Source organism: Flavobacterium sp. SP2 (genome assembly GCF_057626655.1).
Window position 1 is genome coordinate 123,713 of record NZ_JBVHBT010000001.1, and the last position, 26,584, is coordinate 150,296.

The 26,584-nt window shown below is 34.9% G+C and carries 26 protein-coding genes and 1 tRNA gene; 5 read left to right on the forward strand and 22 right to left on the reverse strand.

Going from position 1 to position 26,584, the window contains the following annotated elements; all coding sequences use genetic code 11:
* The first annotated feature begins 4 nt into the window (after positions 1-4).
* Positions 5-208 (forward strand): SsrA-binding protein, encoded by a 204-nt coding sequence (locus tag ACZ098_RS00675; RefSeq protein ID WP_487309803.1) that lies wholly within the window; start codon positions 5-7, stop codon positions 206-208.
* On the opposite strand, the gene ACZ098_RS00680 is transcribed toward ACZ098_RS00675, so the two are convergent.
* Positions 205-717, reverse strand: a complete 513-nt coding sequence (locus tag ACZ098_RS00680; protein ID WP_487309804.1) for an adenine phosphoribosyltransferase — start codon at positions 715-717, stop codon at positions 205-207. The genes ACZ098_RS00675 and ACZ098_RS00680 overlap by 4 nt on opposite strands.
* 72 nt (positions 718-789) lie before the next feature.
* Here ACZ098_RS00680 and ACZ098_RS00685 point away from each other — a divergent pair.
* A tRNA-Arg gene (locus tag ACZ098_RS00685) sits at positions 790-863 on the forward strand.
* 523 nt (positions 864-1,386) lie between these two features.
* On the opposite strand, the gene ACZ098_RS00690 is transcribed toward ACZ098_RS00685, so the two are convergent.
* Positions 1,387-3,237, reverse strand: a complete 1,851-nt coding sequence (locus ACZ098_RS00690; protein WP_487309805.1) for a tetratricopeptide repeat protein — start codon at positions 3,235-3,237, stop codon at positions 1,387-1,389.
* Positions 3,238-3,351: 114 nt separating this feature from the next.
* Here ACZ098_RS00690 and ACZ098_RS00695 point away from each other — a divergent pair, with 114 nt between their 5' ends.
* The 3 genes from ACZ098_RS00695 to ACZ098_RS00705 are packed head-to-tail and all read left to right on the forward strand — an operon-like array spanning position 3,352 to position 4,815.
* On the forward strand, positions 3,352-3,843 hold the full coding sequence (locus tag ACZ098_RS00695) for a hypothetical protein (protein ID WP_487309806.1): 492 nt from the start codon (positions 3,352-3,354) through the stop codon (positions 3,841-3,843).
* Complete coding sequence (locus ACZ098_RS00700) at positions 3,833-4,288, forward strand: hypothetical protein (RefSeq protein ID WP_487309807.1); 456 nt, start codon at positions 3,833-3,835, stop codon at positions 4,286-4,288. Before ACZ098_RS00695 ends, ACZ098_RS00700 begins: the two co-directional genes overlap by 11 nt.
* Complete coding sequence (locus ACZ098_RS00705) at positions 4,285-4,815, forward strand: hypothetical protein (RefSeq protein WP_487309808.1); 531 nt, start codon at positions 4,285-4,287, stop codon at positions 4,813-4,815. The genes ACZ098_RS00700 and ACZ098_RS00705 overlap by 4 nt, the downstream gene beginning before the upstream one ends.
* Here the strand turns inward: ACZ098_RS00705 and ACZ098_RS00710 are convergent, their stop codons facing one another.
* The 20 genes from ACZ098_RS00710 to ACZ098_RS00805 all read right to left on the reverse strand — a co-directional run bounded on the left by ACZ098_RS00710 (position 4,816) and on the right by ACZ098_RS00805 (position 25,807).
* The gene (locus ACZ098_RS00710) at positions 4,816-5,298 is read right to left on the reverse strand and encodes a hypothetical protein (RefSeq protein WP_487309809.1); all 483 of its coding nucleotides are present in this window, start codon (positions 5,296-5,298) and stop codon (positions 4,816-4,818) included. It abuts the gene before it with no gap.
* A 67-nt stretch (positions 5,299-5,365) separates the two neighbouring features.
* Positions 5,366-5,884 (reverse strand): hypothetical protein, encoded by a 519-nt coding sequence (locus ACZ098_RS00715; protein ID WP_487309810.1) that lies wholly within the window; start codon positions 5,882-5,884, stop codon positions 5,366-5,368.
* Positions 5,885-5,919: 35 nt separating this feature from the next.
* The gene (locus ACZ098_RS00720) at positions 5,920-6,468 is read right to left on the reverse strand and encodes a hypothetical protein (protein ID WP_487309811.1); all 549 of its coding nucleotides are present in this window, start codon (positions 6,466-6,468) and stop codon (positions 5,920-5,922) included.
* 24 nt (positions 6,469-6,492) lie between these two features.
* Positions 6,493-7,335, reverse strand: a complete 843-nt coding sequence (locus ACZ098_RS00725) for a hypothetical protein (RefSeq protein ID WP_487309812.1) — start codon at positions 7,333-7,335, stop codon at positions 6,493-6,495.
* 87 nt (positions 7,336-7,422) lie between these two features.
* A complete protein-coding gene (locus ACZ098_RS00730) occupies positions 7,423-9,090 on the reverse strand; it encodes a hypothetical protein (RefSeq protein ID WP_487309813.1) in 1,668 nt (555 codons plus the stop codon).
* 295 nt (positions 9,091-9,385) lie between these two features.
* Positions 9,386-9,799, reverse strand: a complete 414-nt coding sequence (locus ACZ098_RS00735) for a hypothetical protein (RefSeq protein ID WP_487309814.1) — start codon at positions 9,797-9,799, stop codon at positions 9,386-9,388.
* Between the two features lie 118 nt (positions 9,800-9,917).
* Positions 9,918-10,382, reverse strand: coding sequence for a DUF6691 family protein (locus tag ACZ098_RS00740; RefSeq protein WP_487310521.1), 465 nt, complete (start codon positions 10,380-10,382; stop codon positions 9,918-9,920).
* Positions 10,383-10,425: 43 nt separating this feature from the next.
* The gene (locus ACZ098_RS00745; protein WP_487309815.1) at positions 10,426-10,995 is read right to left on the reverse strand and encodes a YeeE/YedE family protein; all 570 of its coding nucleotides are present in this window, start codon (positions 10,993-10,995) and stop codon (positions 10,426-10,428) included.
* 24 nt (positions 10,996-11,019) lie between these two features.
* Positions 11,020-11,343: a rhodanese-like domain-containing protein gene (locus ACZ098_RS00750; protein ID WP_487309816.1), complete on the reverse strand. Its 324-nt coding sequence runs from the start codon at positions 11,341-11,343 to the stop codon at positions 11,020-11,022.
* A gap of 21 nt (positions 11,344-11,364) precedes the next feature.
* A complete protein-coding gene (locus tag ACZ098_RS00755; protein WP_487309817.1) occupies positions 11,365-12,786 on the reverse strand; it encodes an MBL fold metallo-hydrolase in 1,422 nt (473 codons plus the stop codon).
* A gap of 94 nt (positions 12,787-12,880) precedes the next feature.
* Positions 12,881-13,675, reverse strand: coding sequence for a sulfite exporter TauE/SafE family protein (locus ACZ098_RS00760; RefSeq protein ID WP_487309818.1), 795 nt, complete (start codon positions 13,673-13,675; stop codon positions 12,881-12,883).
* 72 nt (positions 13,676-13,747) lie between these two features.
* Positions 13,748-14,374, reverse strand: a complete 627-nt coding sequence (locus tag ACZ098_RS00765) for a Crp/Fnr family transcriptional regulator (RefSeq protein ID WP_487309819.1) — start codon at positions 14,372-14,374, stop codon at positions 13,748-13,750.
* Between the two features lie 104 nt (positions 14,375-14,478).
* A complete protein-coding gene (locus tag ACZ098_RS00770; RefSeq protein WP_487309820.1) occupies positions 14,479-15,483 on the reverse strand; it encodes an LLM class flavin-dependent oxidoreductase in 1,005 nt (334 codons plus the stop codon).
* A 110-nt stretch (positions 15,484-15,593) separates the two neighbouring features.
* Positions 15,594-16,490 carry a lysophospholipid acyltransferase family protein gene (locus ACZ098_RS00775; RefSeq protein ID WP_487309821.1) on the reverse strand — a complete coding sequence of 299 codons (897 nt, stop codon included), beginning with the start codon at positions 16,488-16,490 and terminating at the stop codon, positions 15,594-15,596.
* Positions 16,491-16,509: 19 nt separating this feature from the next.
* Positions 16,510-16,701 carry a hypothetical protein gene (locus tag ACZ098_RS00780; protein WP_487309822.1) on the reverse strand — a complete coding sequence of 64 codons (192 nt, stop codon included), beginning with the start codon at positions 16,699-16,701 and terminating at the stop codon, positions 16,510-16,512.
* 67 nt (positions 16,702-16,768) lie between these two features.
* Positions 16,769-18,181, reverse strand: a complete 1,413-nt coding sequence (locus tag ACZ098_RS00785; RefSeq protein ID WP_487309823.1) for an efflux transporter outer membrane subunit — start codon at positions 18,179-18,181, stop codon at positions 16,769-16,771.
* Positions 18,182-18,683: 502 nt separating this feature from the next.
* The gene (locus tag ACZ098_RS00790; RefSeq protein ID WP_487309824.1) at positions 18,684-21,854 is read right to left on the reverse strand and encodes an efflux RND transporter permease subunit; all 3,171 of its coding nucleotides are present in this window, start codon (positions 21,852-21,854) and stop codon (positions 18,684-18,686) included.
* A 207-nt stretch (positions 21,855-22,061) separates the two neighbouring features.
* Positions 22,062-23,192, reverse strand: a complete 1,131-nt coding sequence (locus tag ACZ098_RS00795) for an efflux RND transporter periplasmic adaptor subunit (protein ID WP_487309825.1) — start codon at positions 23,190-23,192, stop codon at positions 22,062-22,064.
* Positions 23,193-23,404: 212 nt separating this feature from the next.
* Complete coding sequence (locus tag ACZ098_RS00800) at positions 23,405-23,983, reverse strand: TetR/AcrR family transcriptional regulator (RefSeq protein ID WP_487309826.1); 579 nt, start codon at positions 23,981-23,983, stop codon at positions 23,405-23,407.
* A 408-nt stretch (positions 23,984-24,391) separates the two neighbouring features.
* A complete protein-coding gene (locus tag ACZ098_RS00805) occupies positions 24,392-25,807 on the reverse strand; it encodes an MATE family efflux transporter (RefSeq protein ID WP_487309827.1) in 1,416 nt (471 codons plus the stop codon).
* Positions 25,808-26,584 lie beyond the last annotated feature (777 nt).

Genomic DNA, 26,584 nt, shown 5'->3' on the forward strand with positions numbered 1-26,584 from the left:
AAAAATGATAAAGAAGACCATTCTTAACGAATGGTCTTTTTTTATCTTTGTAAAAAATAATTACGATATGTTTAAATTTTTAGCGTTGGTAAACAAAGTAGTGTTGCCTAGTTTCACCAAACAGCGGTTGGATTTATCTAAAGCAGCAAAATGGCAATTGGCTATCATCGCCTACCGATACTACGTAACTTGCAGAGCTATTGACTAGTAGGTCACGGCTGCAAAAATAGGTTTTCCAGCAATTTTATCACGACCGTTTAAGAAGGTCAATTCCATAATAAAATTACACTGCACCACTACTCCACCAAGTCGCTCCACCAATTCGCAAACGGCTTTGGCTGTTCCACCAGTTGCCAAAACATCATCGTGTATTAAAACCCGATCACCTTTTTGAATTGCATCAGTATGAATTTCTAGTGTATCGGTACCATATTCTAAATCATAAGATGCTGCAATAGTTTCATAAGGTAGTTTTTTAGGCTTACGCACCGGTACAAATCCTACGTTCAATTCTTCAGCCAACAACATTCCGAAGAAAAAACCACGACTTTCGACTCCAATTACCTTATCAATTTGTTGTTCTTTAAGATTGGAAAGCAATAATTGTAGTGTTTCTGTTCTTGCAATTGGATTCAATAACAGTGGTGTGATATCTTTAAACACAATTCCTGGTTTGGGAAAATCCTGAATATCACGAATGTACTTTTTTAAAGGCATATTTTTTTAATTTAATAGTGATTTTGATTTGCAAGTTAAACATTTATTCCTATATTTGCACTCACAAAAAAAGGCCTTGTGGCGCAACTGAATAGCGCACTTGATTACGGCTCAAGAGGTTACTGGTTTGAATCCAGTCAAGGTCACTTAAGAATGGAAGCTCTGATGAAAGTCAGAGCTTTTTTTGTGTAAAAAATTGAGGTTGAGCTTGCTCAAAAATCAATTTTTTACACAAAAAAAGTTTTTCAATCTTGGATTGAAAAGTAGCTTTCATTTCCACTACGGAGTTTATTCTGGAAACTGCGGAGCAAAATCCAGTCAAGGTCACTTAAGAATGGAAGCTCTGATGAAAGTCAGAGCTTTTTTTGTGTAAAAAATTGAGGTTGAGCTTGCTCAAAAATCAATTTTTTACACAAAAAAAGTTTTTCAATCTTGGATTGAAAAGTAGCTTTCATTTCCACTACGGAGTTTATTCTGGAAACTGCGGAGCAAAATCCAGTCAAGGTCACTTAAGAATGGAAGCTCTGATGAAAATCAGAGCTTTTTTTGTATAAAAAAGTGATGTTGCGCTTGCTCATAAAATCATTTTTTATACAAAAAAAGTTTTTCAATCTCTGATTGAAAAGTAGCTTTCATTTCCACTACGGCGTTTATTAATGATTTTTTATTCTAATCCAATTTATAATTTCTAGAAATCGGAATTAAATCATTGTTTTTCATTAAGATTTCTTTTGCATTTTTACTTTTTATGTAATTTGTATTTATAATGTGTGATTTATGGCATCTTACAAAATTTGCTGGTAGTTGATCCTCCAGCTGCTTCAAACTGCCTCTCGTAATTTCCTTTTTTGATTTAGTAATTAATTCAAGATAATGATCATCAGAACGAATGTAAAAGATGTCTTCTAATAGCACTTGAGTTTTGTTTTTAAGCACAATATAATCAACAACTGCCTTCTTTTTCTCTGCTTCTAGTTCTACTAGTGTTTGTTCGTGCTGTTCTTCAATTTTATTTTTTTCCATAAGAAGCTCTTTCTTCTTATAGTCTAATTTTTTCCACCTTACAAAAGAATAAAGTGCTATCAAAAAAACGCCAAATAATAATAGAGCAAAAACCAATCGATTGATATTATATTTAGATTTAAAACTTTCTGCTTTTTGAATTTCTTCATCCTTTTTTTCTATCTGGTACTCATGGTTTTTAGATAAAACTTCAACAACTTCATCACTTTGCAACAGCGAATCTTTAAGATTCATCGCGGCTTGCTTTTCTGCAAGAGCATTTTCTAAATCGCCTTTTAATTTGTAATGATCTGAAAGTGCGTTCAAGAGAAACGCTTTATTTTCGGTCTTTTCATTTTTCACCAACGCTTTAGCTTTCAATAGATAGTGTTCTGCTAATGGATAGTCTTTTTCTTTATCCGCTAGTATTCCTAAACTAGTTTGAGTTGAAGCTATATCTATATCATTTTTAATCTTTAAACGTTTTTCTAAAGCTTTATTTAAATATTGCTTAGCTTCTGATAACTTGTTTTGTAGTAGGAAATAGTGACCTAAATTATGGTAGCAACGTGCTAAATTTTTCTCATCATTCAATTCATCAAATAATTTGATAGCCTCTTTTCTATACCAAACTATCGAGTCGCTTTTGTTAGTTAAATCATAGAAGTTCGCCAAATTATCATAACTAACAGCCATACTATTTTTTACACCATTTTTTTTGGATATTTCTAACGATTGCTTCGCGTAATAAATGGCCTTATCAAAACGCTTCGCTTTTTTAAACAAAACACTTAAATTGTTATAGGATTGCAACTTTCCTTTTTCATCGTTAAGATTTTCATTTATTTTTAGCCCAGCATAATAATTATCAGCTGCTTCCTCAAGCCGCATTAATTCACTTAAAGAATTACCTTTATTCATATAGATCAAGGAAAGTAACCTAGAGTTTTTAGTTTGTTTTAAGGCTTCATTAAAAACTTCTAAAGATTCATCAAATTGACCGTTTACGCGATACAATATCCCTAATGCATTATTAACTGAAGCATATTCTTGAGTTAGATTTTCTTTAAGCGCAATCTCTTTTGCCAAAATTGTTTTTTGAATAGCTTCTCCTACTTTTCCCAACGACTTTAAATTCCTTCCTATATTCCTGTAAGAAGTAACTTTGCCCAAAGCATCATCATTTCTTATGGATAATGTCAATGCTTCAGTATCATTTTCTAAAGCTTCTTCATACTTGTTTTCTCTAAAATTTACACCAGAAATCTGACTTAAGGCTTCTATTTGAATTTTATAATCATTAGCCTTCTTAGCTAAATCTAGTGCAAGAACCGCATCACTTTTTGGCTCGATAGTTTTAATTAAAGGATAGGCTTTGCTTCGTTTGAGAAGTAATTTGGCTTTTTCAATTGGGTTAGTAGCATCTGTAATTAATGTAGTTAGACTATCTATTTTAGCTTCTTGCGAAAAGGAATTAAGCGATACAAATAGAACAAAGGTAAAATAAAGGTGCTTCATACAAAAATGGTTTATGATTTTGCAAAATTTTTCTAAAATTACTAACTTTTTTACTATATTTAAATTCAAAACAAAGAGAAATCCATAAAATTAAAGATATCAATAAATTAATTTATGATAAGAGATATGAAATATTGGGAAAAAAGGTTGGGTTCAGAAACCACCGATTCAAGTTTTCAAGAACATATGGATTTTCGAGGAATTCCAGAATTAAATGATGCTGGCTTGGCGTACTATTTAAGAGATGTTTCAGGTGTAATCATGCTGGACTTAAATGAAACTGAGGTCACCAATGAGGCTATTAAAGAATTGACAAATTTGCTGTATGTAGATGAATTGCGATTAAAAGGTTGCACTGATATTGATGATGACTGCATAACCGATTTAAACAAATTAATCACTTTAAAATTTTTGCACCTAAAAGATACTAGCATTACGATTGATGGAATTTTGCAATTAAGAGATCTGACTGACCTTAACACACTTTTATTTTCAGTTGATGATATAAATGCAATAAAAGACAAAATGCTATTATTAAAAGAAATGTTGCCCGATTGTAATTTTGTTGTAAACGGAGTACCCTATGTTTTTACTGATGAGATTTAGTATTGGTACTACAACTCGTTATCCAAGAGTATTTAAGTACTTTTCACTACTTCTGTTTGCACTAAATAGTTCTTGCAATAATTTTGAAAACAAAAAGCAAGAAATTTATGCATTACCAGAAGGAAAGTGGAAAATTATTCAATTAAAAAATGGACATCAAAATAGTATTTTTGATTCAACAAGAACGTATCTTTTAGACCATAGCATACCAAGCAACATCACACTATTTGCAGAAGATAACAACTTATCTGGAAAATTAATTTTTATAAATAAAAACAGTTTTACATTAGAAAATAGTACGATTACAGATGTATGTTGCAATACCGATGCTGCGAAGTTGTTGTTTACTTTTTTGGATGACACGATCCACTACAAACGAGTAGAGGACAAGCTAATTTTATCGTCTAATAAAACGGTTGTAACGCTTGAAAAATCAATGAAATGAACTTAACTGAACTATATACCGCATCATTAAACAATCACTTGTTAACCAATGGTAATTGGGAAAAAGCGGATTTTTATGAGTTAGAAACTAGCAATTCTTTTTGGAATAAAGCTATAATTATCACTTTACATAAAGCAGTTGCAAAAACTAATGTTGAGGCACTTATTTATTTACTTCAGAAACAAACCAAAGAACTAGGAATTTGGGGAAATGAGTGGAATACAACCACGCCAACACTATCTCAATTCTTTAATTTTTTTATCACAGAACAAGGTTTTTCAAACACTATTGGCAAAAAAGTTCCAACAGAGCTATTCTATAAAAACTACAACGAAAATATAAAAGCTATCACCGCCGAACCTTGTTTTGAATTTTCAAAAAATGACAAGCCTGAATTTTATGTTGAATTGCTAGACCCAAAAACAATTCTAAATGTGATTTGCTTTGATGATGATTGGCAAGAACACAATTATTTAATTGAAACAGAAACGCATTGGGTGCTTTATCATTGGAGTTCAGTAACGTAACTAATTCAAAAACTCCAAAAACTTTACTAAAAGCTTTTCCAGTTTTTTTCGTTCTTTCCGTCCGTCTTTCAGTGGAGTTCCAATGTGAAAGTAGTTTTGTTTTGTAGTAGTTTCTATTGCACTGCTATTGGGCAGATAGTGCTGATTTGTTACTTCATCGGTTTCAAATTCTAAAACTAAATAATGGTCGTAATTAACGGATTTAATTTTATTTACTGGAGCTTGCAGGAGAACATTAGTAATACTATCACCATTTTTATAATTAATTGATACGCTTAAAATACCATTATTTATCGCAAAAGGTTTTTCGATTTTTACTGTTTCCGCTTCTTGCATAAAATAATTCCAATCATATTCTTTAGAATTTTGCAAAATACTATTTAACTCTTTTAAAAATGCTGTTTGAGCTTTTTCTTTAGATTGAGCTAAAGAAAGAGAACTACTAAATAATAGTAAAAATAAAAGTAGTCCAATTTTGCTCATGATAAGTTTGGTAAAATGGTTTTTAATAATAATCAAATATAATAATTTTGAATAGTTCCTGCTTAGTTTAAGGTTTCTTTTTTGGCTTTATGTAGGTAGCTTTTGGTTTTCGTATTGCCTTTTCGTACATAGTTTCTAACAACTTTTGTAAAGCCGCAGTTCGCTCCTCACCTTCATATAGAGGAATACCAACATTCCAATCTTGTGTTTTGTAAACCTCAGTTTTTCCAGTTGCAACCGCAGTTTTGTAAACAGTCGAATCAGTATCATTAAAACTCAAAATAGTATAAATATCAATATAAACTTTTATTATTTTATGAAAGGGCACTTCCATTTTTAGAGTATACAAAGTGTCATTTATTTTTTTTTGATACGTTGTTGATAATATGTTTTTATTAATTTCATAGGGTTTTACTACTACAATAGAATCGTGCTCGTTAAAATCGCTTTTTGGAACTTTGTAAGTATAAGTAGCGATATTGTTTAATTCTTTTAAAAACGCTGTTTCAAGATTTGGCTGCTCTTGTGAAAAGCATATAACAGAAAAACTTATAAAAAAGAATATAAGTAGTGTTTTGGTTTTCATTTGAAAATGATTTGTGTTTTTGCAAAAAATAGTTACTACATTTTATTTAATTTTCTAACAATTTCTTCGATACGATCTATAGTATTAACACTACAACTACCAATAGATATTTTTTTTATAACTGCTAATTTTTGCTCTTTAAAAGGAATGTCAGAAGATGGGCTATAATAGTTGGGAATATTTACCCATTCAAATTTAGATCCTACTTGTCTGCCACTAAATTGTTTTCCATTGTGATATATTTTCCCGTCATATTCCCAATCGATTCCAAGTGTAATATTCGAAACTATAGTTTCGTTACACAAACCGTTGAGTTGTGCACAAGTATAATATTTGCCCTTCGGTTGTGCGTAATATTTTTTAAAATAGCCTTTGTCAAAATTAATTTTCATTGATTTTAGCACTATTATGGTAGATTTGGAATCTGGTGTTAACCCTTGTGCTTCAAATTCAAAATCGATATAAAAACCGAAACCTTCATCTTTAAAACTTGTAGTGGGATCATAGGTTGCTTTGAAGGTTTGACTGTTTGCAAAATGGCTTACTAATAAAAATAGTACTATTCTAAAAATTTGTTTTTTCATAATCTTTGTTTTTAATAGTTTATTTTATCCTCTAACACCAACACCCACCATTTTTCCTATAGTGCCATCGGGTTTTTTGATATAATTTCTTATAATTTCTTTAGTCTTATCTATCAAGCCTTGTTCTTCTTTTGTGGGTGCTTTTTGTATAATTCGTATTTCAAAACCGCTCGCTTTATCAAAAGTAGTATTGGCTGTCCCACCTGGTTCTAATGTGATGCTGGTTTCGCCTGTTTTAATCATTTTACTCAGGTCGGTTTCATTTCCTGTAGTAACAGTTGCTCCTTGTTTATACTGCACAATAGTTACCTGCAGTGCTGCATCCTTGCGGGTATTTTTCATTTGTAAAAATTGCTTTTTGTCTAAAGTCTTCCATTGTACATCCAAATCGCTTTCGCTAATTGCAACAGGTGTAAGATTTGTAGGTTTGCCCCAGCGAAATACTTCTTTAAAACTGGTATTTTTATACTCGGCTTGGTAGTTGGCAAATGCTTTTTCGGCAGCTAACAAATCTTTCCCTTTAATACAACCATATTGTGTGTTGGTACAATCCCAACCGTCTTTTTGTGGTGTGTATGTTTTTTCAAATTCAAAAAATATAATTGCAGTAGTGGCAGGAATCAACTCTACGTAAATATTTGTGTGGTCTTTACCAAGGCTGTATCTAAAGTCTTTTTGCAATTTATCGCGATACAAAAGTGCTTCTGCTGGTTGTAGTACTATTTCTTCTTTTTTTAATATTATTTTTTGTCCACAAACAAGATTAATTCTCTTTTGACCGTAAGCCAAGAGAAGGTAGGTTTGATTTTGGGCAAACCCAGTAAAAAATGAGAATAAAAAAATAGTGAGTAAGATTTTAATTTTCATATTGATTTGTTTAATACATCGAGGCGTTCAAAAGCTTTAATAATACGCTCTTCTTGACCAAAGGTTACAAGTATAGAAATAAAATTATCATCGATTTTTTATGATAAAACTAAAACCAATAGAATTGTATTTTAGTCGATCTAAAGATGAATTATTACCAGGCCCTAAACCATATATGTCTTCTAATCCTCTTGATCGATCAATTACATCAACTAAACTTCCTTCTAGTAATTTCTCTCCATTTACACCATTCATGCAATAGTAAACACCAATGCCTATAGTTGTTTTTGGAATCCTATAGAAAATACCAGCCTTAAGCTTACTAATTGGAGTAGTTCCAAAGGCATCTTTAAAATCACCTCTGTATTCATAGCCAGTGGTATAAGAGGTCCCACTTAATACGAATGGAAAATAATACCCATACATTACGTAAAACGCTAAATTTTTACTGCCACCACCTAATCCAAGTAATAATTCCGGACCAAGTGTTGTATTACTAGCTTCCACATCCTTACCAATGTATTGCCCATTATTATCCTCTAATCCGAATTTATAAACAGGAGATTCTTGGTATTTAAGTCCAACTTCTAAAGCAAGTAGTCTATAAAATCCGTAACTGATCGAATATGCTTTTGGAACAATTACTTTCTGTGTTTCAAAACCTTTAAATGAAGGTGCTAAAGCTTCATAAGAAAAAGACGCTACACGCCATCGAGGCCAACCTGCATCATCAAATGTTTGTTGTGTATCTGATAAAAATTCATCTACTTTTTCCATACCCTCATTAACCAAATTAACGGCGGCCTTAATTCCATTTATTTTATCTATTTTGACTTGTACAGCTGCTGAATAATAAATAAGTTGTGCTTGATTGTATTTCTCTAAAGCGCTGTTAATAAATATACTACCTAAAGAATAAAACGTATCTCCTTCTGCTTCTAATGCTTTTGCTTGAGATTCTTTCTGGCGTCTTTCAAATTCTAATCGAGCTGCTTCTATTTCCGCATCAGTCTTTTGCTTTTCTACTTTTTTATCAGATTCAACATTTTGATTTTTTTTTGTTCTTTCAATTCTTTCTTGCTCTATTTTTTTTAATTCTTCAGATTTTTTAACTTCGTCCTCATTAAGTTCTACCCTATCTTCTCTTTTAGTATTTTCTTCTTTTGCTATTTTTGATTCCAATTCTTGTTTTTCTTTGTTTTCTTTTTCTTTTCTTAAATTATCTTCACGTTCCTTGTTTTCAGCTTCTTGCTTTGCAATTTTTTCTTTCTCTTTTTTTTCTTTCAGAACTTGTTGCTCCTTTTCTTTTTTGTCTCTTTCTTCTTTAATTCTGTTTTCTTCTTCTGTTAAATTTTTAAAAGATATAACTCTACAATACACAGATGAAATTCCAAATTTTTTATCTCCGTTGCTTTTTAACTCTTTACAAGAAGCCGCTAAAGCATAGATTTCATTCTCACTAGCTCCAGGTTCAAGTATTAGTCCACCGGGCCAGTATACTATTCTTGAATTCCCGCAATAATCGTTAATCGTAAATTCTATACCAAAAGATATAGTCGCATTTGAATAATTACGAACATATGAAGAAGCAAAATCATCTCCAAGCGATCGCCCTTTATCAGTAAATGAAATGTCTAGGTAAGTTGGGTAATCGTGTGAAGAATTCAAATTAAAAGTATTTGTATTTTGAGCTTCTAATTCATTAAAGAATGAAATAAGAATTATGGAGATACAGAATAATTTAAAATTTTTCATAGTTATTATTTTTAGTTATTAATTACAGGAAAAAGATACTTTGTTGAGTTAATAAATAAAGTAAAAACGACCTACTTAATAAATGATTGAAAATTATAAACTTTTTCTATCAGTTTAATCAAATACTTAAGTTCTTTTACGAAGCACGTTTTAACTTTACAAACAATAAAAATCTTTATCTCATATTATAAAGTTTTCCACCAAATATGCTACTATTTCTAATTTAACAAAAAAAAATGTCGTCAACGACATAAAAAACAACGTGAAATGCTACACTTTTCACATTACTTATTCCTTATTTACGGCTTTGGAAATAATCATCCTTTGAAAAATGGTTTATAATCAAGTAAAAAAAAACGTCTTCCGCTATCCTTTTTGCATTTTCAGCTTTCTCAACTTTTACATAGTTTAGAAATACTCGTTCCGATTTATGTCCACGTATTGCCATAATATGCTTAATAGCCATACCTGCTTTAAAGGCATTTGAACAAAAAGATTGTCTGGCACTGTCATGGTGCATATTTACATCAAAATTTTGTGACCGTTTTTGTGACCATTCTGCACATTTCAAGTCCATTTCTGTCCACTCAAATAAAAATTTGGTTTTGAAAATGTCTTTAAAAAAGTCGTGATGTGAGTAAAAGTTCGAAAAAACTATGCGTAAAAACACTTCAGTCAAGGTCATAAAACAAAAAAAGCTCTGATTCATTCAGAGCTTTTTTTGTGTCCAAACTAATTGGTACAAGATTTAGTAAATCAATCTTTAAGAATAATTAAGAAAATACATTTATCAATTGTTTTATCATATTTGACATTAATTTTTCAAATTAATGTGGCAATTTATCTCTAAAATAACCATAAACCCATGTTCCAACTATGGCGAAGAACAATGTGACTAACATAACCGTTACGCCTGTTCCAATTTGAGCAAAAATAGGTCCAGGACAAGCACCTGTTATTGCCCAACCCAATCCAAATAGAAAGCCTCCAATAATTTGACCTTTATTGAATTTTTTATCGTGGAATTCTATTTTTTCACCATAAATAGTTTTGATACCAAACCGCTTAATTATAAAAACCGAAATAGCACCAACCACCACGGCACTGCCAATAACTCCGTACATATGAAACGATTGAAATCGAAACATTTCCTGAATTCTGTACCAACTAATTATTTCAGCTTTGATGAATACGATACCAAACAGTAAACCAACCAGTAAATATTTACCATTATGATACCATTTATGTTCTAGGTGACTTTCGTTTACACAAACAGTATCCAACGAACGCATTTCGAAGTCGGTATTTTGATTTGTATTTTTCATTAGTATTTAATTAAAGTGATAAAATGATTGGTAAAATGACATTTGCCATAATTAAACCTCCAATAAAGAAACAACACGTAGCAATTAACGACGGCACTTGCAAGTTGGATAATCCAGAAATAGCATGCCCGCTGGTACAACCGCCAGCATAACGCGAGCCAAAACCAATCATAAATCCGCCTACTACCATCATTAAAAATCCTTTAAGTGTTAGTAGTTGTTCCCAAGAGAAGATTTGCGACGGCAACATACCATCAATTGCAGTAATACCGTAGGAAGCTAATTCTGATCGTAAATTTGCATCAATTTCAATTGGATTCGGATTGCTCAAAAACGAAAAGGCAAGAATACCGCCAAGTAAAATTCCAATTACAAAAAAAACATTCCAAATTTCTTTTTTCCAATCGTATTTAAAGAAAGAAATATTGGCTGGTAAACAAGCAGCACACGCATGACGCAAATTAGCGCTAATTCCAAAGTTCTTATTTCCTAAAATTAATAAGGAAGGTACGGTCAATCCAACCAAAGGACCAGCAACATACCAAGGCCAAGGTTGTGTAATAAATTCAAATGTAGACATATCTCGTTGTGCTGTTTGCTACTATTAATAGTAAAGTTTTACTAGGACTTGCACCTCTTGCCAAGTACCACCATTAGTCACATTGGTAAAACCATTTTGCTCTAAAATTGCCTTAGCTTGACCACTGCGGTTGCCGCTTTTACAAAAAACAATGATGTGTTCTTTATTTTCAAACTTTGCTACTTGTTGAGCAACTTGATCTAATGGTATGTTAGTTGAACCTACCACATGACCGTCTGCAAATTCTGCTGGCGTACGAACATCGACTAAAAAGGCGTTGTCATTTAGTATTGATGCTAAATTTTCATTAGCTTTTGTTCTTCCAAAAAGTGTGTTTAAAATTCCCATTTTTCTTTATTTATTACTAGTTTATTCTACTTTAAGTACTTTGCTTTGGCATACGAAATCGGTTTTAGGAATGCTAGTTTTACTAATTGCTGCAAATCCACCTTCAATTTCTGTAAAGTTGCGGTAACCTCTTGCTTGCAATATCGAAGCCGCCATCATCGAACGATAACCGCCAGCACAATGAAGATAAAAATGTTCTTCGGGATTGATGTCTTTTACCCATTCGTTGATTGCCGCCAAAGGACGACTGTAGGCTTCTTCCACATGTTCGGCTTGGTATTCACTTTCTTTCCGAACATCAATTACTTTGCTTTCTCCGATCTTTACTTCATTGGCAAATGTATCGGCAGTTATTTGGTTAATTGCATCGGTATCGTAACCTGCTTCTTTCCAAGCTTTAAAACCATTTTTCAAATGTCCAATGATGTGGTCAAATCCTACTCGAGTCAATCGTGTCACCGTTTCTTCTTCCATTCCTAAATCGGTTACTAATAAAATAGGTTGTTTTACATTACCAATTAAGGCACCAACCCATGGAGCAAAATCGCCATGAATTCCAATATTGATGGATTGTGGTACGTAACCTTTAGCAAAATCGGTAGTATTTCGGGTATCTAATATCAAAGCACCTGTTTCTTCTGCAATTGCTTCAAATTCGGTTGCATTTATTGCTGTCATTCCGTTATGAAAAACAGTATCAAAACTCGCTATACCGCTTTTATTCATGGCTACATTCATACCGAAATACGCTGGTGGTGGTAGCAAGCCATCGGTTACTTCTTTAATAAACTCCGCTTCGGTCATGTTGGCACGTAGCGCATAATTGGTAGCTTTTTGATCCCCTATGGAGCCTATTGTTTCTTTACTCATGTTTTTTCCACAAGCCGAACCTGCACCATGTGCTGGATAAACTATCACATCATCTGCCAAAGTCATTATTTTATCTCTTAAAGAATGGTACAACAATCCGGCTAATTGTTCTTGCGTCATGTGTGCTGCTTTTTGAGCTAAATCGGGTCTTCCCACATCGCCCAAAAATAAAGTATCACCCGAAAAAATAGCATGATCCTTGCCTGCAGCATCTATGAGCAAGTAAGTCGTACTTTCCATAGTGTGTCCTGGCGTGTGTAGTACTTTTATTTTTAGGTCTCCAATTTCAAAAATCTGATTGTCTTGAGCTGAAATGAATTCAAATTCGGGCTTTGCAGTTGGTCCATAAACTATTGCAGCGCCTGTCTTTTTGCTTAAATCCAAATGACCTGAAACAAAATCTGCATGAAAGTGTGTTTCAAAAATGTATTTCAATTGTACGCCATCTTTCTCTAGTCGGTCTAGATAAGGTTGCGTTTCGCGAAGTGGATCAATAATGGCAGCTTCGCCATTGGAGGTTATGTAATACGCTCCTTGTGCTAAACATCCGGTGTATATTTGTTCTATTTTCATGATTGTTTATTTTTTATACTGCAAAATTACTGCTTGCTTTTGGGTTGGTTTGTGACATTAGTTACATTGCAAAAAACTATTTCTAAATTGTACTTTACGAGTTCAGAAAAAACTCTTTTGCAACAATATACAAACCCATTACCAAAACAAAATATCCAAAGGCAGGTTTTAATTTGGCACCGTCTATTTTTTTGGATAATGCAGTTCCTAGTACCATTCCGATAATTGCAAGTAGTGCTATGGTAAAGAGCAATTGGTAATTAAGCGGTACATTACCTTCTAAATCACCCAAAAACCCAATAGACGAGTTCATAAAAATAATGAGTAATGAGGTACCAACGGCTTGCTTGATGGGAAGCTTTGCAAAGAATAGCAAAGCCGGAATAATTAAAAAACCGCCACCTGCACCTAAAAAACCGGTTATGAATCCGACTAGGAATCCTATGAAGGCAAGTTTATTATAATTGATTACAATAATTTTATCGGAAAGTACTGCTGTTTTTTTAATCATGAATGCGGATGCCGCTATCATTAAAATTGCAAAAACTAGCATGATTAATGTGTTCTTGGTTAGTACAAAATCACTTAGTGTAAAAATCTCACCAGGCAATACAGGAAGTACAATTTTACGTACAATCAACATCGATACGATGGATGGTAACGCAAAAACTAGAGCCGATTTTACTTTTAAATTTCCGAGTTTGTAGTGTTGTACAGAGCCAACTAAAGCCGCAATCCCTACTACAAATAGAGAATAGGTTGTAGCGTTTTCGGGATGTACTTTGAATAAATAAACTAATATTGGGATGATTAAAATACTACCGCCACCGCCAATAAGACCTAAAACAATTCCTATTACTAATGACGCAAAATAACCTAGGTATTCCATAATTGTAAAATTTAGAATACAAAGATTGTGTGTTTACTTTTTACCGTTGGTAACTTTTATCACACAGGTCGATTATTTTACCAATTCGATGTGGTTGCGGTGTAATTTTACAGCGCCGCGTTGCTCTAACTTCTTGAGTAGTCGCGAGATTACTTCGCGCGAAGTGTTGAGTTCGGTTGCAATTTCTTGATGGGATAATTTTAAATCATGGCAGCCGCACGCTTCTTGGTGTCGTTTTAAATAAAACTCCAATCGTTCGTCCATGGCGCGAAAAGCAATACTGTCAACCACTTCTAGCACTTCTTCAAAGCGGCTGCGGTAGGTATCGATAACAAATTCATACCAACTGCGGTGTTGCATCATCCATTTGTCCATAAGTGGCAACGGCACCATAACCACCTCTACATCCTCTACAACCTTAGCCATAATTTGACTTTGCTCGCTTTTGGTAGCGCAAATCATTGAAATAGCACAAGCCTGACCTGGTTTTAGGTAGTACATAAAAAACTCACCGCCGTCGTCGTCTTCACGATAAATCTTGATGCTACCGCTTAACACCAAAACCGTATTTTTGATGTATTGTCCAGTTCGCATAATAACATGACCCGCTCCAAAGGATTGCTCAATTGCCTGCGAGGCGATATCTTCTACAAGTGCTGGTGAAAACGAAGGGAAAAGTTTTTTTACGTCGGTTTGCATGGTATCAATGGTACTTTTTTTGTTCTGAAACAAAATTAGCTATAAATTTATAGTTCCGAGCAATCAAAAATAAAATTAGTTTTTAGCAACTTAACTATCTGAAATTATGCATTAATTTCCTCAATTACTTCCTTAGCAATAGTAAAACTTTTCAATTTGTCAGCGTGATCATAAATCGGACTCGTAATCATTACCTCATCAATGCGTGTGTAGTCGAGGAACTTTTTCAATTCCTTGACTAAATGGGTCTTATCACCAACAAACGAGCAAGCGGTCATTTGGTTGACATGAAAGCGTTCGGTTTCATTCATACTTTCGTAGAAACCGACAACAGGTGGTTGCAATGGCTTTCTATTATTGGTTACCAAGTTGCGAAACATTTGGTACAAACTGGTCGAAAGCAGTTCGGCTTCGGCTTGCGTGTCGGCAGCAATTACATTCACACAAGCCATCGTTTTGGGTTCCGAAAGGTATTCGGAGGGTTCAAAGTTTTCTCTGTAAAACTCAAAAGCTTGCAGCATTTGCTTGGGAGCAAAATGTCCGGCAAAGGCATAGGGCAATCCGTAGGCAGCAGCCAATGCGGCGCTATCCATACTGGAACCTAAAATCCAAATGGGTACATTCAAGCCTTCGGCAGGAAATGCTCGTACTTGTCCGGTGCTGTTTTCTTTAGAAAAATAGGTTTGTAACTCAGAAACATTTTTAGGAAATTGCTGCGACTCTGCCACAAAATCTTTGCGAATGGCTTGTGCTGTGAGTCCGTCGGTTCCTGGAGCGCGACCCAAACCCAAATCGATACGACCGGGATACAAAGTTTCTAGCGTACCAAACTGCTCGGCAACTATAAGTGGTGAATGGTTGGGTAACATAATACCACCAGAACCTACGCGAAGGTCTTTCGTTTGACTCGCAATGTAACCTATTAAAACTACGGTCGCCGTGCTGGCAACGTGTGCCATATTGTGGTGTTCGGCCAACCAAAAACGGTTATAACCCAAACTGTCGGCAAGTTGTGCTAGCTCTTTGGTTTTCGTTAAGGTTTCGCTGGCGTTGCTGCCTTCAGAAACTATGGCTAATTCTAGTAGGGATATGGGAATGTGTTTTGACATTTTTAGTAGTTGAATCTTGATGTAAAATTAAATTATTACGACGAATCGCAATTTTAAAAGCACGAACTTTAACAGAAATATAAGCTATTTTAAAAAGATAAAAAGTGTACTTACAGTTGCAATTCCATTTCGGAATCTATCCAACGTTTATTGTACTCGTTCTTGTATTGGTGCTTCCATCTTTTGTGGCTCCATAGGTAATTTTCGGGATTGGCTTTTATGGCATTCTCCAATTTTTTTGTAAAAATACTAGTAATGCTACCCAAATTATATTCCTGTGAAAAATCGAAGATTGGCGTTAAGACAAATTTATAGTACCCTCTTTTTTCTCTAATAATTTTAGCAAATAGTGTCGGTGTTTTGTGCGATGCCGTATACAGTTCAGAACCACTTATGAACGCTGTCGGCTGTGACAAAAACGAAGTCCAAAAACTTCGTTTCGGAATCCTCGGATTTTGATCGGCAACCAAAATTAATACATGCTGTTGTGTGGCAAACACGTCCATTTCATGCTTCATGTTTTTGGAAGAAACCATTTTAGAACCAAAACGACTTCGCACCTTAAGCATAAAATCGTTAAACAACTTGCTGCTTAAGGGTTTGTAAGCAACTGCAATATTGGTATTTTTAAAAGTCGATCCAATATGTGCATTCGCCCATTCCCAATTGAACTGATGCCCAAGATATATATGGCAGTTTTGATTTTCTGAAAGTATTCGTTCTAGTTCGGAATAATCGGCAGTAATGTGCGACTGCAAACTACGTTCTGACATCGATAGTAGTTTTACAGTTTCTATAAAATTGTCACAGAAGTTTTTGTAAAATTGTTTTTCGATGGTAATTTGTTCTTTTTTATCTAAATTGGGAAACGATTTTACGATGTTTTCTCTTACCACATTTCGTCTATATTTAAAAACATGATACAACAAATAAGCACAACAATTCGAGAAAAGGTATAAAATCCGTAACGGAATTAATGCTATTGGATATAATAAAACAGTAATCATTATAGCTTGGCTTTTAATTTTAATTCGCAAATACTTTATCTATATCAATCAAGTGAAAATTGAGTTTGTTATTTCCATCAATTTCCCTTACTTGATTCATAGTTCGTTCCTTTTCAATGTCCTCAGTAATTTCAGTTTTGAAAAAATCGGTATTGGTACACTTTCTTTTTCCAAAAAAAGCAAGGTGACTCGAGCAGTTTTCGTTTTTCATTTTTTATTGTTTTTTAAAGTTAGCATCTTGTTTGTAAACAAGTAGAAGCGTAAATTTTTTATTTTATTTATTCCCAACCACCACCTAAAGCGCGGTACAATGCAACATTAGCAACAAGTCGGTTCTTTTTGATTGAAGCCAATTGTAATTCGGCTTGCAAAAGATTGCTTTGTGCAATAATCACTTCAAGATAAGTTGCCATCCCATTTTTAAAAAGCATAGTGGCATTTACAACTGACTTTTTTAAGGTCTCGACACGCTCATTGGCTATAGTATATTCCTTTTCTTGCTTATCGATTTTTACTAAGGCATTAGAAACTTCTCCAACGGCAACCAAAACCGATTGCTTGAATCGTAAAACCGATTGTTCTCTAGCTACTTTTGCAATTTCATATCGGGTTTTAAGTTTTTTACTGTTTAAAAGCGGTGCCACCAATCCTCCTGTAATCGAACCAAATAAAGAGGCCGGAATGTTGAACCAATTATTGAATTCAAACGAATTTACACCAGTAACAGCTGAAATAGTTAATGAAGGATACAGACTTGCTTTGGCAATTCCTACTTGTGCATTAGCCATTTCCAATTCCAATTCGGCACTTTTAACATCAGGTCGCTTACTTAGCAGTTGCGATGGAATTCCCGCAGATAAATTGCCTCTTACCAGTAAGTTGTTCAGCAAACTTTTTCGTTTTTGTGCTTCTGGAAAAGTACCCGTCAAAATACTCAAGGCATTTTCTTGCAATTGAATATTCTGCTCCAATTCTTGAATAAGTTGCGCCGCTATTAATCGCTGTGCCTCAGTTTGCTGTTTAGCAAGCAAATTTACTTGACCCGCATCGTATTGAAGATTTACAACAAATACTGTACTGTCGTTTAAAACCAATGTTTTCTTAGCAATTTCCAGTTGTGCATCCAGCATCAGCAAATCATAAAAGCCATTAGATACAGCCGCAACAACCGAAGTTTGCACGGCTTTTTTGGCTTCGGCAGTTTGCAGATAAGATGCTAAAGCACTTTTCTTTTGGTTTTTAATTTTACCCCAAATATCGGCTTCCCAAGATAAATTGAATCCAGCAGAAAAATCTTCAATATGGTTTTTGCCAAGAAATTGATTTGTACTTAATCCGTTAAGACTATTTTCAGAAAGTCGATTGGTCGTAGCATTTGCGTAAGCGTTCACTTGCGGAATAGTACCCCATTTGGCTTGTTTGTATTGCAAATTGGCAATGGTAATGTTCTTTTCGGCAATTTGCAAATCGTTGTTTTTTGCTAAAGCAACATCGATTAAATCGATTAAATCGTTTTCCGAGAAAAACGACTTCCATTTTATATCAGCTATAGTTGTTGTGTCGGTTACAACTGAATTTCTGAAACTTTCGGGAAGTTCGAATTTAGAATTTTCTTGAGAAAAAATAGGCAATCCTGTTAATAGTAATACTACAACAACAGCGTTCTTTAGATAGTTAAGTATGTAATTCATTTTTGATGATTTTTATTTTTTTTTATGTAGCTCTGTCTAGGTTTTGAACCCTGACAGAGTTCTAGCTCTATTTAAAAACTACTTTTTAAATAGATAGTTATTTATGTACCTCATTTGAGATGATTTTATTTAATAACTCTGTCTAGGTTTTGAACCCTGACAGAGTTCTAGCTCTATTTAAAAACTACTTTTTAAATAGATAGTTATTTATGTACCTCATTTGAGATGATTTTATTTAATAACTCTGTCTGGGTTTTGAACCCTGACAGAGTTCTAGCTCTATTTAAAAACTACTTTTTAAATAGATAGTTATTTATGTACCTCATTTGAGATGATTTTATTTAATAACTCTGTCTGGGTTTTGAACCCTGACTGAGTTCTGGCTCTATTTAAAAACTACTTTTTAAATAGATAGTTATTTATGTACCTCATTCGAGATGATTTAATTTAGTAACTCTGCCTGGGTTTTGAACACTGACAGAGTTTTAGGGCTATTCCTAAATTACTCTTTAGAATGGTTTTCGTTGTTCACAACTGCTAACGGTTTTCCACTCACTTTTTCTTGCAAATATTGGAATACAATAAACAACACAGGAATGATGAATATTCCCAAAAGAACTCCAGATACCATTCCACCAGCCGCACCAATACTTATAGAGTGGTTACCTAAAGCCGATGGACCAGTAGCACGCATCATCGGAATTAATCCAACAACAAATGCAAATGAAGTCATGATAATTGGACGCAAACGTAATTTTGCCGCTTCCAATGCTGATGCCAAGAGCGATTTACCTGCACGTCGTCGTTGAATGGCATATTCTACAATAAGAATCGCATTTTTCGCCAACAATCCGATAAGCATAATTAAGGCAACTTGTACGTAAATATTGTTTTCAATTCCAGCTAAACCAATGGCAACAAACACTCCGAATATTCCTGTTGGAATCGATAAGATTACCGCTGCTGGAAGAATATAACTTTCATACTGCGCTGCCAATAAGAAGAATACAAACAACAAACTCAACCCGAAGATTACTGCTGATTGTCCAGACGAAGTAATTTCTTCTTTGGTTAAACCTGAAAATTCTATGGTATATCCTTTTGGTAATTGTGTTTCTGCTACTTCTTGTACCGCTTTTATTGCCGCACCAGAACTATAGCCAGGTTTCGCAATGGCATTTACACTAATCGAATTAAAAAGGTTGTATCTTGAAGCGGTTTCCGAACCTAAAATCGGTTTTAATTGTACTAAAGTGGCAACTGGAACCATTTCGCCTTGACGGTTCTTGACAAACACACCGTTTAAGGTTTCAGGCTTGTTTCTTGCATCGGCTTCAGCTTGAACTACAACGCGGTAATACTTTCCAAATCGATTGAAGTCTGACGCTTGCGAACTACCAAAATAAGCTTGCATGGTTTGTAATATATCGCGAACATTTACACCAAGTTGTTCGGCTTTTACATCGTCAACTTCCATTTCCAACTGCGGATAATCGGCTTTAAAACTTGTAAAAGCGACTGCAATTTCCGGGCGTTTCATTAATTCGCCGATAAATTGCATACTGATACCACTGAACTTACTAATGCTACCTCCTGTTTTATCTTTTAGAACGATATCCAAACCATCCACGTTATTGAACCCTGGAACTGTTGGAAACGTGAATACAAAGAAATTAGCGCCTTTGATGGAACTCAAGCGTCCTCTAACATCGTTCATTATGTCATTGATATCCATCAATTTGCCACGTTCCTTAGCAGGTTTTAGTAATATAAAAACCACACCAGCAGACGGACTACTCGATTGAGTTAGCAAATTAAATCCAGAAAGTACATTTAAGGTTTTTTGCGAAGGCAAGGTTCCCAAAGTTTTTTCCACTTCGGTCATGGTGGCTTTGGTTCGTTCCAAAGAAGCTCCTGCTGGCATCGACATTGAAATAGCAATAAAACCTTGATCTTCCGATGGAATGAAACCCGTTGGTGTAGTTTTTACCAAATAAAAAGTAGCTACAACAACTACAGCCAATCCACCAAGGCTTAACCATTTATTTTTGATTAAAAACTGAAGACTTTTTACATACTTTGTGGTTAATTTATCAAATCCGGTATTGAAACCAATAAAGAATTTTTCTTTGAAGTTCTTAGGTTTTTCAGGCGCTCCATGTACATCATGAGGAACGTCTTTTAAGAATAAAGCCGCTAATGCTGGACTCAATGTTAGCGCATTTACCGCCGAAATTACAATGGCAATGGCTAAAGTAAACGCAAATTGTCTATAAAATACGCCTGTAGAACCTTGCATAAATCCTACGGGAAGAAAAACCGCCGACATTACTAAGGTAATCGAGATAATCGCGCCAGTAATTTCGCTCATGGCAGAGGTTGTCGCTGCTTTGGCAGATAACTTCTTGCTGTGCATTTTCTCATGAACGGCCTCGACGACTACAATGGCGTCATCCACAACAATTCCGATGGCTAATACTAGTGCGAAAAGTGTTAATAGGTTGACCGAAAATCCGAATACTTGCATGAAAAAGAACGTTCCTAAAATAGAAACCGGAACTGCAATGGCCGGAATTAACGTGGCTCTAAAATCCTGAAGAAATAAGAAAACTACAATAAATACCAAAATAAAAGCTTCAATCAATGTAGATTTTACTTGCGCTATAGACAAGTCTAACGAGTCTTTGGTATTATACAGAATTAGGTGTTTGACATCTTTTGGAAAATCTTTAGAAGCTTTGTTCATCATTTCTTTAATCGCAATTTGAACATCACTAGAATTGGAACCCGGCAATTGATAAATTGCGATATTCAAACCCGCTTTTCCATCAATGCGAGTGCTACTTGAATAAGTGTACGAACCCAATTCGATGCGCGCGACATCTTTCAATCGCAACACAGAACCATCCGAATTGGAGCGAATTACAATATTTTCATATTCTTCGGGCTTATTCAGTTTTCCTTTATATTTTAGGACATATTCAAAGGCTTCGTTGCTGCTTTCTCCAAATCGACCTGGTGCAGCTTCCAAATTTTTATCCTGAATAGCACCCATGACTTCTTTGGGCGTTAGGTTGTAATTAGCCATTTTGGCTGGATTCAACCACACACGAAGAGAATAATCTTTACTACCTCCAAAAATTAGAGCCTGACCTACTCCAGGAATTCTTTTTAAATCGGGAATTAAATTGATTTGAGCATAATTGGCCAAAAACGTTTGATCGTATTGTTTTTCGTTTTCCGATAACAAATCTACTACCATCAACAAACTATTTTGCTGTTTGGTTGTTGAAATTCCGGCTTGAACTACCTCAGCGGGTAACTGACTTGTAGCTTGTGAAACTCTATTCTGGACATTTACAGCCGCTTGATCCGGATTGGTTCCCAATTTAAAATTTACAGTAATGACCAACGAACCATCGTTACTAGCGGTCGAACTCATGTAGCTCATGTTTTCTACACCATTGATCGCTTCTTCTAAAGATGGGGCAACCGAACGTAAAACGGTCTCGGCATTGGCTCCAGGATATAGGGCTACCACTTGAACCGCTGGTGGTGCAATATCAGGAAATTGTTGTAACGGAAGTGACGTCAGTCCTATAGTTCCTAGGATAACTATAAGAATAGCGATGACCGTTGACAGTACTGGCCTGTCAATAAATTTTTGTAACATAATGATTGTTTGTTAGGTTATTGTTTTAACAAATGGTGTTAGTACTATTCTAAACACATAGAAACACAGATTTAAAACTTTATAAAAAAGTGTTTCACTTTATTTTAATTGACATAGTGATGCGAATAAAGACCCGAGCAATAGCGAATTGGCGAAGCAATTGGTCTATCGAATTCTTTTTTTCTATTTGGTTAAATAGTTTTATAATTATAATTTAGCTATTACTTTCTTAGCGCTATCGGGAATAATAGTTGCGCCATCAGGCAGGTTTTCAAAACCTTTAAGTACAATTCGGTCGCCAGTTTTAATGCCTTCTTTTACCAAATAATTGGTTCCACTTTTTCCAGAAACTTGGATGGGTTGTCTTGCTATAGTGTTCTTTTTGTCTACAAGAACAACATACAACTTATCTTGAATTTCAAGAGTAGCCTCTTGCGGAATCACAATAGAATTATCGTGTTGCATGCTGATTTTTACCCTACCCGTATTTCCTGATCGTAACAAACCGTTGGCATTTGGAAATTTTGCTCGTAACGTAATTGCTCCAGTAGTTTTGTCAAATTGACCATCTACCATATCAATTTTTCCTGTTTGTGAATAAATAGAATTATCCGATAAAACCAATGAAACTGGAGGCAAGTTTTTCAACTTATCGTTGATGGTAGTACCTTGATAATTGGACTTGAAATTGATGAAATCGTTCTCACCTAAAGAGAAGTACGCATATATTTCTTTGGTATCGGATAATTTAGTCAGCGCTTCCGGATCGTTCTGACTGATTAAGCTTCCTTGTTTTTTTGGCAATCTTCCAATGTATCCACTTACAGGAGCTTTGATTACCGTATAATTTAAGTTAATCTGCGCAGCCTCTACTGCTGCTCTATTTTGAGCTACATTGGCTTTTGCAATACTAACATTGGCTTTTGCCGTTTTCAATTGGTAATCGGAAACAACTTTATTTTGAACCAGAGGCGTCAGCTTGTCAACTTCCAATTGGGCATTGATTAAGGCTGCTTGAGCGGCGTTCCAACTAGCGGCGGCGTTATTCAATTGTTGACGGTACGAATTGTCGTTGATTTTGAATAGTGGCTGACCTTGGTTTACATAGGCACCTTCATCTACATAAATCTTGTCTAAAGTTCCGCTTACTTGCGGACGAATTTCTACATCATTTTTACCTTGAATGGCTACTGGAAACTCCGTTTCGGTGGCAGCCGATTGGTATGCAATGGTTAAAACGGGTAGCGTGGCAGGCGCACTGGCAGGCATACCTTCATTTTTATTAGCACAACTTACTAAAAGTAAGGAAATTATGCTTAAATAGATACTTGTTTTCATGTTAGGATTAGAATTAAATTAATGTTAAGTTTTGGTTATTATTCTGAAACAATCGTTCCAGAATTAAGCGTGTTCTAGTGTATTTATGCTGTGCAATATTTTATGTAATTCTGAAACAATCGTTCCAGATAATAGGATGATTATGAATCAAATAGATTTATTTTATGTTCGAAATTCTGAAATAAACGTTCCAGAATTAGTTAAAAAAAAAGCTAACGTGTAATTTGTTTGATCAGGTAGGCTGCCATCTTTTTGATACGCATTGGGTTTCGGTCCAAAATGTACGATTGCTTCCAACCGGTGAACGAGGTCATGATGTATTCCGCCATCAAGATTGCATCTTCTGAATCGTCCAATTCTTTATCGTCGATAGCTTTCTGCACTACTCCAGCCAAAAATTGAAGAAAGATTTCATTGTTTTGACTCATCACACGTCGCACTTCATTGTCTTCAGGTGCAATTTCAAAAACAGTTTTAATTCCTAGACAGCCCTTTTCGCAATCTACAATCCAAGCTGCTTTATCGTTTATGATGTTGATGAGTGCTTGTTTGGACGAAGTCTGTTGGGCAACTTTTTCTTTTATTTCAACCATAGCGTTGTCAAAATAACTGCTGATGCATTTCATGAACAACTGGTGCTTATCGCCGATGGTATTGTACAAACTACTTCTGTTAATTTGCATGGCATCAACGAGATCTTGCATAGAAGTTGCTTGATAGCCTTTTTCCCAAAAGACATTCATCGCTTTTTCTATGATTTCACATTCGTTAAATTCGACCGTACGAGCCATGGTATTTTTAAATTATGAGGCAAAGATAAAAAACATTTTGAAACAGTCGTTCCAGAATTAACAATTATTTTTATTATTTTTTTAAAAATGCAGTAAAATCAATAGATGAGGAATAAAAAATAGTAAGAAATTGAAACGAAATAAAGTATAAACTAGTAAACGACACCGCTCTACTACCATCACTTTGAGTGATTTTGTGGAATGTATTGGAGCAAAATTAACCCGAGGTTTACCGAACAGAGCGAAGCTAATCGAGAACTTTCATAAAAAACACTAAAAGTGACGAAAATAGAAAACTGAACACTGAACACTAATTATTGAACACTGAACACTGATTACTGAACACTAATTACTGAACACTGAACACTAATTACTGAAAACTGATTACTGAAAACTGATTACTGAAACCTAAACCTCAACAACCTTCCATTTCCCTTTCTTAAAAAAATAAAACGCAAGAAATGCCAAGACCGTTTCTGCAGTAGGAATTGCAATAAATGCGCCAATTGGTCCCATTTTGAAATGCACGGCCAGTAACCAGGCAAGTGGAATTTGAATCATCCAAAAACAAAAGAAATTGATATAGGTTGGCGTTTTGGTATCGCCTGCTCCGTTTAGCGATTGAATTAAAACCATTCCCATTCCATAGAATACAAAGCCGAAGCCCATTATTCGGAGGGATTGAACGCCGTACGCAGCAATGACGTTATTCGAAGTATAGAAGCTGATTATCGTTTCTGGTAAAAAAACAAACAATAAGGATACCAATCCCATAAAAAGCATTGTATATTTAGTAGTTAGATAGACACTTTGCTCGGCTCTTTCGGTTTGTTGTGCTCCTAGGTTCTGCCCTACTAAGGTTGCAGCAGCATTACTAAATCCCCATGCGGGTAGAATAAAGAAAACTACATTCCGAATAGCTATTTGATAACCAGCACTAGCATCGGTGCTTCCTGTTATAGAAACTAGGTAGGTCAATACAATCCAACTGCCACTTTGTATAAAAAACTGTAACATAGCCGGTGTAGCAATGCCTAATAGTGATTTTATGATTGCTAAATTGGGTTTAAAATACGATTGAAAAATTTGAATAGTGCTATCTTTTAGAAACAAATGATAGCACTGATACATTACTCCTGTGGTTCGTCCGATAGCGGTTGCTATGGCTGCACCTGTTAATCCGAGTTCTGGAAATGGACCTACACCATAAATTAGAATCGGGCATAAAACGATATTGAGGATACTGGCAATCCACAGACTTCGCATGGCCATGGCGGCATCGCCAGCACCACGGAATATTCCGTTAATGAGGAATAATAAGATAATGGCTGGACTACTCGCGAAGATTATTCTTGAAAAGGTGGCACCTTCATCAATTACGGCTTGCTTTGCTCCCATCAATCCTAAAATATTGGGTGCAAAATAATAACCTAATAGGGCAACTACTATAGCGATCAAAACGGAAACAAGAATGGCTTGCGCACCTGATTGTGAAGCGCCCAAAACATCTTTCTCGCCTATTCGTCTTGATACTATTGCGGTTGCTCCAACGCTCAACCCGATTCCGATGGTGTACACTAAAGAGATTACGGCTTCAGTTAGACCTACTGTCGCGACGGCTAGGTCAGCATTGGGTAAATGACCTACAAAATAGATGTCGACCACGGCGAAAAGCGATTCTAAACTCAATTCTAATACCATCGGAATTGCTAAGAGTACGATGGCTACTTTTACGTTGCCTTGGGTGTAGTCGTGTTCTTCTCCCTTGATGGATTGCTTTACTAGCTTAAAAAAATGGTTTAGTTTGTTGGTGTTGAATGCCATTTTATTTTTTGTTTCTGTGTCAAAAATAGGATTTTAATACCTAATTGTTTCTTCTCTTTGCATTTTTTTGGAACACAAATAACAGGGTTACTTTATAATGCGATTTTTTGGGTTGTGGGTTGTGGGTTCTATGTTGTAGGTTGTGGGTTGTGGGTTGTAGGTTGTAGGTTGTAGGTTGTGCGTTGTAGGTTGTGCGTTGTAGGTTGTGGGTTGTAGGTTGTGCGTTGTGGGTTATTTTGAAATTGATTTTTGAAATTGACTTTTGAAATTGACTTTTGAAATTGAAGTTGAAATTGCTATTACTATTAAAATTGATATTGATATTGATATTGAAATTGATTTTTGAAATTGATTTTTGAAATTGAAATTGATTTTTGAAATTGAAGTTGATTTTTGAAATGTGTTAACTTTAATAGAACTGTAAGGTGCTTTTGGAATGCAATGGAGCATAATTAACCCGAGGCTTTTTTGCCGAACTGAGCGTAGCTAATCGAGAACTAACTTGCATAAAAGTTCTCGATACATTTTTTATAAAATGGCTGGACGCAATTTTATAAAAAACACTCGAAGTGACGGTGGTAGTGAGTTGAAATTCATTATTCAAAAGTTCTCGATACATTTTTTATAAAATGGCTAATCGCAATTTTATAAAAAACACTCGAAGTGACGATAGTAGTAAACTGTGACTGAAAACTGAAAACTGAAAACTGTGAACTGAAAAAACTACCGTCACTTCGAGTGATTTTGAGGAATGAAATGGAGCAAAATTGACCCGAG